The 11,677-nt window shown below is 42.2% G+C and carries 10 protein-coding genes and 1 pseudogene; 6 read left to right on the top strand and 5 right to left on the bottom strand.

The window, feature by feature from the left end:
- The 4 genes and pseudogenes from ACYZZR_RS13055 to ACYZZR_RS13040 all read right to left on the bottom strand — a co-directional run.
- Positions 1-808: pseudogene (locus ACYZZR_RS13055) on the bottom strand (hypothetical protein); the annotation flags it as partial.
- A 913-nt stretch (positions 809-1,721) separates the two neighbouring features.
- On the bottom strand, positions 1,722-2,168 hold the full coding sequence (locus ACYZZR_RS13050) for a helix-turn-helix transcriptional regulator (protein ID WP_461534452.1): 447 nt from the start codon (positions 2,166-2,168) through the stop codon (positions 1,722-1,724).
- Between the two features lie 53 nt (positions 2,169-2,221).
- On the bottom strand, positions 2,222-3,568 hold the full coding sequence (locus ACYZZR_RS13045; protein WP_461534451.1) for a tetratricopeptide repeat protein: 1,347 nt from the start codon (positions 3,566-3,568) through the stop codon (positions 2,222-2,224).
- 670 nt (positions 3,569-4,238) lie between these two features.
- Complete coding sequence (locus ACYZZR_RS13040; RefSeq protein ID WP_461534450.1) at positions 4,239-4,589, bottom strand: 4Fe-4S binding protein; 351 nt, start codon at positions 4,587-4,589, stop codon at positions 4,239-4,241.
- A gap of 175 nt (positions 4,590-4,764) precedes the next feature.
- Here ACYZZR_RS13040 and ACYZZR_RS13035 point away from each other — a divergent pair, with 175 nt between their 5' ends.
- From ACYZZR_RS13035 to ACYZZR_RS13010, 6 genes are all read left to right on the top strand, one after another.
- A complete protein-coding gene (locus tag ACYZZR_RS13035) occupies positions 4,765-5,817 on the top strand; it encodes an acyl-CoA reductase (protein WP_461534449.1) in 1,053 nt (350 codons plus the stop codon).
- Positions 5,818-5,911: 94 nt separating this feature from the next.
- Positions 5,912-6,979, top strand: coding sequence for a 3-phosphoserine/phosphohydroxythreonine transaminase (gene serC / locus ACYZZR_RS13030; RefSeq protein WP_461534448.1), 1,068 nt, complete (start codon positions 5,912-5,914; stop codon positions 6,977-6,979).
- Positions 6,980-7,038: 59 nt separating this feature from the next.
- The gene (locus tag ACYZZR_RS13025) at positions 7,039-7,992 is read left to right on the top strand and encodes a D-2-hydroxyacid dehydrogenase (RefSeq protein WP_461534447.1); all 954 of its coding nucleotides are present in this window, start codon (positions 7,039-7,041) and stop codon (positions 7,990-7,992) included.
- A 104-nt stretch (positions 7,993-8,096) separates the two neighbouring features.
- The gene (locus ACYZZR_RS13020; RefSeq protein WP_461534446.1) at positions 8,097-8,729 is read left to right on the top strand and encodes a DUF937 domain-containing protein; all 633 of its coding nucleotides are present in this window, start codon (positions 8,097-8,099) and stop codon (positions 8,727-8,729) included.
- A gap of 313 nt (positions 8,730-9,042) precedes the next feature.
- Complete coding sequence (locus tag ACYZZR_RS13015; protein WP_461534445.1) at positions 9,043-9,747, top strand: SDR family oxidoreductase; 705 nt, start codon at positions 9,043-9,045, stop codon at positions 9,745-9,747.
- Positions 9,748-10,064: 317 nt separating this feature from the next.
- Positions 10,065-11,279, top strand: coding sequence for an RsmB/NOP family class I SAM-dependent RNA methyltransferase (locus tag ACYZZR_RS13010; protein WP_461534453.1), 1,215 nt, complete (start codon positions 10,065-10,067; stop codon positions 11,277-11,279).
- A gap of 128 nt (positions 11,280-11,407) precedes the next feature.
- Here the strand turns inward: ACYZZR_RS13010 and ACYZZR_RS13005 are convergent.
- Positions 11,408-11,677, bottom strand: a 270-nt coding sequence (locus ACYZZR_RS13005; RefSeq protein WP_461534444.1) for a hypothetical protein, incomplete at its 5' end; no start/stop codon positions are given.

The following is an 11,677-nucleotide window of genomic DNA, read 5'->3' as shown; positions in this document are numbered from 1 at the left end:
CATCTACCGCGGTGTGGGTATATGTTCCATTTCCGTTGTCTACTAGAACATCGGTTGTTCCGTCTAATTGAGTCTTGATCTCATCGATAGCACCTTGAACATCGGTAGCTGTCAATCCACTACCGCTGTTGTCGTAGTTCAGCGCATTGGCGTTGGTGTCGATGGTTACAGGAGCGCCGTCACCGGTATCGATGGTATAAACTCCACTACCGTTGTCCGATACCAAAGTTTTGTTAACAGTGCTCAATACATCGCCATTGTCAGCAACAAGTGATACTGTGCCATTATCGTTGTCCACCAACTCTACACCAGCTCCGCTGTTGATACGGTTGACTACTTCGTCAATTGCAGCTTGTACATTACCTGCTGTAAGTCCACTAGTAGTGTTGTTGTAAGCTACATTAATTGCCTCTAAATCTATACTTACTTGATCTCCAGCTTCATTGATAAAGTTGAATTGCTGGGTAAGCGGATTAAACACCACTATATTATCTAACACATTTCCACTGGCCATATCTTCTGCTGTTATTACCCGGTGCCAGCTGTTGTCGAACCAATAGTAATATCCGGGGGCGATATCGCCTGAAGTTGCTGTGTTAAAAACCAGTAAGCTCTCTACATTACCACTTGCAATGGTGGTCATGTCGCGGGTATCGGAAAGCGCCACTCTTGGGATTAAGATACCTTTGTCTTGAGCCACAATATCAAGTTGAGCAGAGTTATCGGGCATAGGAGTTCCGATCCCTACTTGAGCATGACCGGAAAAAGCAATGGTCAGAAAAAATACTAAAACGTATAATTTTTTCATCTTACATAGATTAAATTAGTGAACATTTTCGCCTGCAGATCGTCCTACAGAACTTATATATAGTGATTTACAATTAACTTAACTCCTTAAAAAGAGGCAATAGGAAAGAGGGGCACTACTGTAAACTTTGTAGTACCTTAAACAAATTCAAAACAAAAAATGTGGTTAGCGTAATTCTCTTCCTATAAGCTGATATTTTGCAACAAATTTACTCACTTACCCTCCCTTTAAAGGATAGGGCACCTCCTACTTTCGACACAATACCACTTTAATCGATAAACTGCGACTTATTATTATTGAGTGTCTAAAAAAGTCTCAAATCGTAAAGTATTAGTATTTGAGCAATTTTTGTACAAAAGAAGTGTACATACAACAAAACTCAAACAAAACAGAATAGACAAAGTATAGACAAGAGTGATTTCAATGGTGTTATTCGTATAGACAATGCTCGCAAATAAAAACATAAAAAACTACAAATCAAAAACATAAGAAAAATACACGATATACAAAAAGCAAATTAAAGAAATGACTTTTCAGCTCAATAAGCACCAAAAAAAGAAGCTAAAACCACAAAAACTGCAGCTGAGATTAAACACTTAAATTAACACTGTAATCTCCCCTAGTGATTTTTAATGGACGTTACAACCGATTAAAAACAAAAATTGTGGCCAAAGGTATTTACGATTAAAAATGCAGCCTTACCAACATCCCGAAATCATTTAAAAAATCTACTGTGGAAGGAGAGTCTTATGTGGAAGAGACTTGGCTAATATTGAAGATTATTTGAACTTGGAGCGAGATTCTCCCCCCTCCTACCGGTAAACTGGCCATCGGTGTACATCGTGTTCTGAATGAAATCGACTCTCTCCAAACCACCTCATCGCTTTTGACTAGTTCGACAGTTGGTAGTAATTCATATCTGCCCTATCACATCTTCTAAGGTATCCTCTTCTCTGAGACTCATTTTCTTCCGAAGTCGATACCTTTTTGAAATGACACTTTTATGACTAATGTTTAGCATATTAGCTAGCTCCTTATTGGTAAGTCGCAGTTTTAGAAGTATACAAAAATCGATATCGTTTTTTGTCAGATCTGGGTAAATCCGCTTTAATTGGCCTGAAAAATTGGGATGTACTTGAACAAACTTATTATAAAAGTAATCCCAGTCTCCTTCGTCTTTGAGTAGTCGACGGAGTTTCCTTTTCAGCAATTGATCATTCGATCCGTTTTTAAACTCTTCCAATATATCAGCAATACTGCGTTTTATATCGGCAATTTTCATCGCGTTGACCACGAGCTCCCTCTCATTGTGTTCCAATATTTCTCTTCGCTCCTTATCTAAATCGGTTTGAATTTTCAACTTTTCTTTCAAATGCTTTTCAACCTGCTGCAAGCTTTCTACTACATCGGTTTTTAAGCGACTTTCTTTTTTTGTTTTTGATAACCGTAAATAACGGCGATAACAACTATAAGACTGAGCACCACTACAAGGACGATAATGATGTTTCTATTTTGATTTTGCCGTTCTAAAAGTTGATTGTGGTCTTTGAGTATATCGTTTTCCTTGCGTTGGTATTCATTCTGATATTGTTCTTGAATTCTATTTAATTCGATTTTATCTTTCTTCCTATCTATAGAATCTCGCAATTGATTTGCTTTTTCCAAAGTCTCTAAAGCCTTTTTGTAATTGCCCGTCCCGGAATAAATTTCTTTGATCCTCTCGAGATAACTCACCTGAATCTCATCGCTATATTGCAAAGAGTTGGCTCGATCTAACCGCTCTATTTGATTGACAACTTCCATAGCGGTTTCCATATCTCCTATTTGGCGGAGAGCGGACAAATAGTCTACAGTAGTCGATTTTAAATAAACAGACCTAATTCTTAACATTCCGCGGTAAGCACTGCTAAAGTAGGTGACTGCCTTGCGGTAATCCTTTTTACCATAGAGGTAGATTTCGCCCAATTTTGACAATACGTAATAGTGAAATGTCTCGTTGTTGTTGTCCTTAAAAAACTTTAACGCCTCTCCATAGCTTGCTTCCGCTTTGTCATATACTCCCAGCCTGCTCAGGCAGTATGCGTAATTTGTAAGCGTAAAGTAATAATTTATCACTGCTGTATTACTTTTCACATCGGGTAAAATAGCCTCGTACAAATCTCTTGCAAACTCAAATTCTCCTGTATTTACATAGCTATTGGCCAATTCCTGTTCTGCAAACACCTTATTTTTTTCCTCATCAATCTCATCAAACAGTACAATAGCTTTTTTAAGCCACTCCATTGCCTCTTTATGTTTAGACATATAGCTATAACTCGATGCCCTTTCTATATAAGCTAAACCCACTCCGGGCATATAATTGCTTTCTCTATAGTATTTCTCCGATAGATCTACAACCTCAAAGGCCTTGTCAAAATTGGACATTATGCGCTCCGATTGCGCCCATTGTTTGTATATATCACCTAAAACGCGAGGGATATCCTGTGCTTTTTCTACCGCTCTTTGGTAGTAAAACCTGGTAGAATCGACTATCATCAGCTGCCCAAAAGTAGTACCCAACTTGCTGTTAGTTCGAGCTATCAGACTATCGGAAAGCTGAGGGGAATACCGTAAAAGTTGATGTAGATAAACCTTTGCAGAATCGGGCGTTTGCCCGTATGTGCGATCTATTTTTTCAAATAAGGTATCGATATTTTTTTCTTGCCCATAAGTCCCATAAGCAAGCACCGCAAAAAGTAGTGCAAGTACACCTTTTTTCATATAAAAATTTCGATGAGAGACTGACTGGGGTAATCAGTTAGATTGATCGGCGTTAAAAACCGAAGTATTACAATTTATAAAGTCACAAAGATAGTGATTTAAACACTGCCCCATCGAAGAATAGAACTTGATTTTTAGATTTAGTTGGTTAGTTCGTTGTTTGTTGTTTATGGTTTGGGGTTGCATTGACACGGAGATGGGGTGATGCGGTGATGGTGAGATGTGTCATGGCGAGGAGCATCCCGCGAAGTGTGAGGTGCGACGTGGCCATCTCATTCCCTGGGCAACTACCTTTTCAAGGCGATGTCTAGAACAGCGATATGATATAAACCAGACGCTGTAGAGACGCAAAAATTTGCGTCTCCCCCATAGACAAATTAGTGTAGTGCGATTTGTTGTTATCTCCTCCAGTTAGTGGCTTTGATACTGTTCGCTGCGTTGCGGCGCGCAGTTACATGGGTTTCGTCTTGACTTTTTGCTTCGTTTTGTATCAAGACAAAATGAAGAAAAGGAATGTGTGGAGAGGAAGCGTTGTGCTGTTGAAGATTCTTTAGGCTTGAAACGAGATTCCCTGCCGGCCGGACAGGCGGGTTCACTACGTTCTGAATGGCATCAAAAAAAGCCGCCCCTAAAAAGGAACGGCTCTGTATTTAAAATTGTATCGCTATGGCTACTCTCCGTGCATAAAGCGCTGTTTACCGAGTAGCTCTTCTTCGGTCTCTACGTGGTCTTCATCGGGCACACAGCAGTCTACCGGACATACCGCGGCACATTGTGGCTCTTCGTGGAAGCCTTTACATTCCGTACATTTATCTGCAACAATAAAGTAGATTTCATCAGATACAGGTTCCTGGGCCTCGTCGGCATTCACCGCACTTCCATTGGGAAGCACGACATCGCCCGACAGAGAGGTACCGTCGCTGTATCTCCAGTCGTCTGCACCCTCGTAAATGGCTGTGTTTGGGCATTCAGGTTCGCAAGCCCCACAGTTTATACATTCATCGGTTATGATAATTGCCATGTTTTTCTCTTTTTGGTGTAACTTTGTACCGCAAAAATACGGCGAAAAGGAATTCTATACAAAAAAACTAGACTTTTCATTTTTCCAAGCTTTTTCGGACTTATCACATAGGGCTTAATCCCTTGATAAGTTTGCTTTTACACTGTTTTTCGAGATCTAAAAACAAACGAATGCCATGCAAAAAAACACAGATGCTTTTGTACAATTGGGAGCTTTTATGGCTCAGTTCGGAACAGAAACTCCTAGTCGTGACGAAAGTGTAGCACACAACGACCTCTTTTTCGAAGCTTTTAAACAACAATTGCGCCTCGCCGAAGTACACAACGGGTGGTTTACCCCCTCAAACCTCGCTTTTGCCTTCCAACAATGGGGGATGGCATTGACTAAAGAAAAATTACAAGACTGGCTCTCATCATACACTCTTCAACAGGCCAAACCGCAGCGTGTCGCAGTTATCATGGCCGGAAATATCCCCTTGGTCGGTTTTCACGATTTTATGAGTGTGCTGCTCTGTGGGCATTCAGTCATCGTTAAACAGTCCTCTAACGACAAACACCTACTCCCCTTTCTCGCCAAATATTTGGAGCACATACAACCGGAATTGAAGGGAAAAATCACTTTTACTGAAGATCGTATAGAAGACTACGATGCCGTGATCGCCACAGGAAGCAACAATACCGCACGGTATTTTGAGTACTATTTCGGAAAAAAACCCCATATCATCCGAAAAAACAGAAATTCGGTGGCCGTGCTAAAGGGCGACGAAACTCCCGATCAGCTGCAAGCTCTAGGCGAAGATATTTTTAGGTATTTCGGACTCGGATGCCGCAATGTATCAAAATTATTTGTGCCGGAAGGATACGACTTCGACCTTTTTTTCAAGGCGATATACCCTTATAAAAACATTATAGAAATTCAGAAATACGCCAATAATTACGACTACAACAAAGCCGTGTATCTGATGAGCCTTTTCAAATTACAAGACAATGGTTTTCTGATGCTTAAGGAAGATAAAAGCTACGGATCTCCTATTGCCACTCTCTTTTACGAAACCTATTCAGACACAGGGGAGCTAAAGAAAAAATTAAAGGCAGAGGCCGAACAAATTCAATGTGTTGTAGCCGAAGGCTTTTCGGAATCTGAAATCTCTTTCGGAAACACCCAAAAGCCTGGACTGAAGGATTATGCAGACGGACTAGACACTGTCGATTTCCTGTTAGAGATATAACAAATATTTCTGATTTTTTTTCCTGTTTTTCAGGCTAAAATTAGCATTTTTGTACCGAATTCTTTCAACACAACTTTTTGTCAAATACACGTAAATGAAAAAACACAATTTTAGTGCCGGACCATGTGTCCTTCCACAGGAAGTCATGAAAAAAGCTTCCGAGGCGATACTCAACTTCAACGGATTAGATCTTTCGTTGATAGAAATATCACACCGCAGCAAGGATGCTATCGAAGTAATGGAAACCGCACGTTCTCTTGCTATCGAACTGCTTGGTCTGGAAGGCAAAGGGTACAAGGCGCTATTCTTGCAAGGAGGTGCTAGCCTCCAGTTTTTAATGGTAGCTTACAACCTCCTGGAAAAAAAAGCCGCATATCTCAACACTGGCACCTGGAGCAGCAAGGCTATAAAAGAAGCTAAAATAATGGGAGAAGTTGTAGAGGTGGCTTCTTCAAAAGACGCCAATTTCAATTACATCCCAAAATCATACAGCATCCCTGAAGATGCCGATTATTTTCACATTACTAGCAACAACACCATTTTCGGCACCCAGATTAAAGAATTTCCCGATACCGGAATTCCGATGGCCTGCGATATGAGTTCTGACATCTTCTCACGACAATTAGACTTTTCCAAATTCGACCTCATCTACGCAGGAGCACAGAAAAATATGGGGCCTTCCGGTACTACTTTGGTGGTGATTAGAGAGGATATACTAGGAAAAGTTTCCCGTACCATCCCATCCATGCTCGACTATAAAGCTCATCTAGACAAAGACAGTATGTTCAATACGCCTCCGGTATTTGCTGTGTATGTGTCGATGCTTACCTTACAGTGGCTCAAAGATCTCGGGGGTATCCCAGCTATAGAGAAATTGAACAGGGAAAAAGCAGCTTTGGTTTACGGTGAAATAGACCGAAATCCGCTTTTTAAAGGCTTTGCAGCAGTAGAAGACAGAAGCCCGATGAACGCTACCTTCAACCTAGTAAACGAAGCTCATAAAGACACTTTTGACACACTTTGGAAAGAAGCGGGCATCAACAACCTAAATGGTCACCGCAGTGTAGGAGGATATCGAGCTTCAATGTACAACGCACTCTCTGTAGAAAGCGCCAAGGTACTGGTAGAAGTGATGCAACAACTGGAGAAAAAAGTAGGATAATCCTCAATATAAACCACAGGCCATTCCCAAAGTGGAACAGGCACACAAAACAATACAAAATGAAAGTATTAGCTAACGACGGAATTTCCCAAAGTGGAATCGATGCCCTCGAACAGGGAGGTTTTGAAGTAATCACTACCAAAGTAGCCCAAGAACAGCTTATAAACTATATCAACGAAAACAGTATAGACGTTATACTGGTTCGCTCCGCCACCAAAGTGAGAAAAGACCTTATAGACGCCTGTCCCAGTATCAAAATTATCGGTCGAGGTGGCGTTGGAATGGACAATATAGACGTAGAATATGCACGCTCAAAAGGTCTTAGTGTAATCAACACCCCGGCAGCTTCTTCAGAGTCTGTTGCCGAGCTGGTATTTGCACATCTGTACGGAGGAGTACGCTTCCTGTACGACGCTAACAGAAATATGCCTTTGGAAGGAGAAACCAAATTCGGCCAACTCAAAAAAGCCTATGGAGGAGGAGTCGAACTCAGAGGAAAAACCCTCGGTATTATCGGTATCGGACGCATAGGTGTTGAAGTTGCCAAAATTGCTCTGGGTGTAGGTATGAAAGTTGTCGTTGCCGACAAATTTGTAAAAGAAACTGAGATTACTGTCGATTTCTTTGACGGACAATCGGTAAGTGTAAAAATAGAAACTATATCTCCTGAAGAGGTGTACCGACAAGCTGATTTTATCACCCTTCACGTTCCGGCACAGAAAGAATACGTGATAGGAGAAAAAGAACTATCACTTATGAAAGACGGTGCTGCCCTAGTAAATGCGGCTCGTGGAGGTGTAATTGATGAAGTAGCTTTAGTAAAAGCTCTAGACAGCGGAAAATTGGCTTTTGCAGGGCTCGACGTTTTTGAAAACGAACCCACTCCAGCCGTAAAAGTTCTTATGCATCCTAAAATTTCGCTTACCCCTCATATCGGTGCTGCCACCAATGAGGCTCAAAGCAGAATTGGTACAGAGCTCGCAACGCAAATTATCAGCATTTTAAAGTCGTAATCAGTGCGATAATCGACAATACTGAAATTTATAAAAGTCTCCTCTGATCATTTGAGGAGACTTTTTTGTATCTTGCTAAGACTAAAACCTAAAACAATAAATATATGGCAGGTATAGCAGACCTTTTGAACAGCGACCTTGGCAAACAAATCATCGGAGGAGTTAGCGGTGAGGCCGGAACCTCAACACAGGAAACAACCAGCGTATTGTCTATGGCTCTCCCCGTACTCATGGGAGCCATGCAGAAAAATGCTTCTTCTCCCGAAGGAGCCTCTAGCCTACTCGGTGCACTCTCAGGTAGCAAGCACAGCGGAGGAGGTATACTCGACAACCTCGGTGGATTTTTCGACGGAGGTATCAATCAAGAAGACGAACAAGACGGTGCCGGGATTCTCGGACATATTCTTGGCAGCAAACAATCGACGGTAGAAAATGCCATCAGCCAGAAATCCGGAGTTAGTACAAGTGCTGTGAGTAAAATCATAAAAATAGCAGCTCCTATTCTTATGGGATACCTAGGTAAGCAAGCTAGAAGCCAAAATGTCAATTCTGCAGAAGGTGTATCGGGACTACTCGGTAATCTCATGGGCGGGCAGGGAGAACAAAATCAGAGCCTGGTTACTTCTCTGCTCGATTCCGACGGAGACGGCAGCGTACTCGACGATATAGCCGGAATGGCCTTCGGAGGTAAAAAAGGAGGCGTAGGAGATCTGCTCGGAGGACTGTTCGGAAAGTAATTCTCTATTGCACAATACATAAAAAACATCGCCTCGTAAAGTCTTGCGGAGTGATGTTTTTGTGGTTTGGGGTTTGGAGTTTGGGGTTTGGTAATTTTTTCTGAACGGTGGCGAGTGGGTTCTCGTTCTGAATGCTCTCCTAACCAACACCTAACTTCAGACGAAGGGAGGTGGCATAACGGAGGTATGATGGAGGGTTTGAAAGCCTAGCGACATCCCAAATCCTCAGAGCTACTCCGGAAATTCAAGCTATCAAAACCCTCCCTCTGCGCTGCGGTCGAGATGACAAACTAAAAACTAAGAACTATAAGATATGAAAAACAAAACAGCATACATCACAGGAGGTTCTAAAGGGATAGGCCTCGGTATTGCACAAGCACTATTGAACAGCGGTATGAAAGTAGCTATCAGTTGCAGGGATGTAAAAACCGGTGAAGAAGCGATGAAAAGTATTACCGACAACAGCGACAACTATATGGTTATCGCTTCCGACGTACGCGAATTCGCTTCTGAAGAGGCAGCTATTAGCAAGGTACTCGACGCTTGGGGACAGCTGGATGTAGTGGTTGCCAATGCCGGTATCGGACAATACGCCGCTATAGACGAGCTCACTCTCGAACAGTGGAACAATACGATAGACACCAATCTAACAGGAGTATTCCACACCGTAAAAGCATCAGTAGAAGCCTTGAAAAAGAGCAAGGGTTACCTGATCACTATCGCCAGTCTTGCAGGAACAAACTTCTTTGCCAAAGGCGCCCTGTACAATGCCACCAAATTTGGAGTAGTAGGCTTTACACAGGCTGCAATGCTCGACCTGCGCCCTTACGATGTAAAAGTAACCACCATAATGCCCGGATCGGTCGCGACCTACTTTAACGGAAATATCCCCGATGCCTCCGACGCGTGGAAAATACAACCCGAAGATATCGGACAAATGGTAGCCGACCTATTGCGCATGCCGGCCAGAACACTACCCAGTAAAATAGAAGTCAGACCGAGTAAGACGTCGTTGTAGTTGATTAGTTGAAATCGGGTAGTTAAAAAATGTAGTTCTCAAAATGAGATTATTAGTTTTACAAAACAGTTATTGTATTAATTACCAGATTTTTAAACATCGATACTTAAACATAAAATATAACAAAAAATCATTGCCAACACTCTGTGATCACCAAGTGATTAGCATCCGAAAAAGCCACTATTTTAGCCCGACAATATGTCAGTTTTACAAGAATTAGAGTATATTTTAAGAGTTGATTTAAGCATTGTACAGAGAGCATACTAAGCAACTTAATCACTATCTTTGCCCACTGAAAAAATCTACATCTTATGTCTATACGCCTTCACAGAAATCTTGTATTTACCGTAATCGATGCTCTTAATGCCATTTTCAACGAGGGCGAATACGCCGACAAAATGGTGGCTCGCGCATTGAAAAAGGACAAGCGCTGGGGCAGTTCCGACCGCAGGTTTGTGGCAGAAACGATTTACGACATCGTGAGATGGAAGCGCCTTTACGCTGAGATTGCCGATGTAAAAGAGCCCTTTAATCGGGATAATCTGTGGCGTATTTTTGCCGTATGGGCCATAATGAGAGGATATAAACTACCCGACTGGAAGCAACTGGAAGGTACTCCGGCACGACGCATTAAAGGACGTTTTGAAAGCTTGTCGAAAATACGCGTATACCGAGAGTCTATACCCGATTGGATCGACAAAACAGGGGCTGAAGAATTAGGAGAAAAGGTATGGGAAAAAGAAATTGCTGCCCAAAACGAACAGGCTAAGGTAGTACTGAGAGTCAACACCATTAAAACCAGTAAGGAAAAACTACAGAGACTACTCGACGGCGAAGGCATCGCTACCGAAATACACAAAGACTATCCCGATGCCCTAATTCTCAAAGAACGAAGCAATGTATTCCTCACCCCTATGTTTAAAGAGGGACTATTTGAAGTGCAAGACGCATCGTCTCAACTGGTTGCCCCCTTACTCGACCCTCAACCCGGAATGAAAGTTGTCGATGCCTGCGCAGGTGCAGGAGGAAAAACCCTGCATATTGCCGGACTGATGCAAAACAAAGGGCAGATTATCGCCATGGATCTTTACGAGAGTAAGATGAAGCAATTGAAAATCCGAGCGAGGAGAAATGGCATTCACAACATAGAGTACCGCATTATCGACAACAACAAGGTAATCAAAAAACTACACTACAAAGCAGATCGCGTACTTATCGATGCCCCCTGCAGCGGACTGGGGGTACTGAAAAGAAATCCGGATTCTAAATGGAAACTACAAGCGGAATTCCTCGATCGCATAAGAGAAACACAACAGCAACTCCTTCAAAGCTATTCCAAAATGGTCAAAACCGGTGGCAAACTGGTCTATGCTACCTGCTCTGTACTCCCATCTGAAAATCAACAACAAGTACAGCAATTCCTAAAATCAGAACAGGGAAAGTCTTTTGAATTGATGACCGACAAAAAAATACTCGCCTCCGAATCTGGTTTTGACGGATTTTATATGGCCTTGCTCGAACGGAAAGGGTGATGGTGCTAGTGAGGTGATAGAGGGACGAGGAGACTGGGAGACTGGGAGACTTGGCGATGAGGAGACTCGGTAATGCACGATGTTCTTGCGAGAAGCCGACCTAAGGAGGCGACATGGCTATCTCGGGTTTAGATGGATTTTAGTTTGTTAGTTTTTAGTTGGTGGTTCGTAGTATTTTTCTGTTTTTCTGTTTTTTCGTTTTTCTGTGCTTTTGTTTTTTTGCTTTGCACGAGCAACCCCCACGATTTTCCAAAATTCGAAGCCTTTTCAGAAATAAGCTGTATTCCCGCGGAATCGCGTTTGCGCAGCAAAAAGAGCGTGAAGCGGGAATTCAGCTGGTTTCCCGCGATAGCCGGGAAAATTTCATTAAAGGCTTCTTGACTTTTTGCTTCGTTTTG

Origin of the sequence: Sinomicrobium sp. (assembly GCA_029266035.1) — a bacterium.
GTDB lineage: Bacteria > Bacteroidota > Bacteroidia > Flavobacteriales > Flavobacteriaceae > Sinomicrobium.
The sequence above is the reverse complement of the archived record's forward strand: the minus strand, read 5'-3'. Positions and strand labels throughout refer to the sequence as shown.

Bases quoted from the DNA above. Each gene is read 5' to 3' on its own strand.
- ACYZZR_RS13040 (WP_461534450.1), bottom strand. From the start codon at position 4,589: ATGGCAATTATCATAACCGATGAATGTATAAACTGTGGGGCTTGCGAA.
- ACYZZR_RS13045 (WP_461534451.1), bottom strand. From the start codon at position 3,568: ATGAAAAAAGGTGTACTTGCACTACTTTTTGCGGTGCTTGCTTATGGG.
- ACYZZR_RS13025 (WP_461534447.1), top strand. From the start codon at position 7,039: ATGAAAGTATTAGCTAACGACGGAATTTCCCAAAGTGGAATCGATGCC.
- serC (WP_461534448.1), top strand. From the start codon at position 5,912: ATGAAAAAACACAATTTTAGTGCCGGACCATGTGTCCTTCCACAGGAA.
- ACYZZR_RS13020 (WP_461534446.1), top strand. From the start codon at position 8,097: ATGGCAGGTATAGCAGACCTTTTGAACAGCGACCTTGGCAAACAAATC.
- ACYZZR_RS13035 (WP_461534449.1), top strand. From the start codon at position 4,765: ATGCAAAAAAACACAGATGCTTTTGTACAATTGGGAGCTTTTATGGCT.
- ACYZZR_RS13015 (WP_461534445.1), top strand. From the start codon at position 9,043: ATGAAAAACAAAACAGCATACATCACAGGAGGTTCTAAAGGGATAGGC.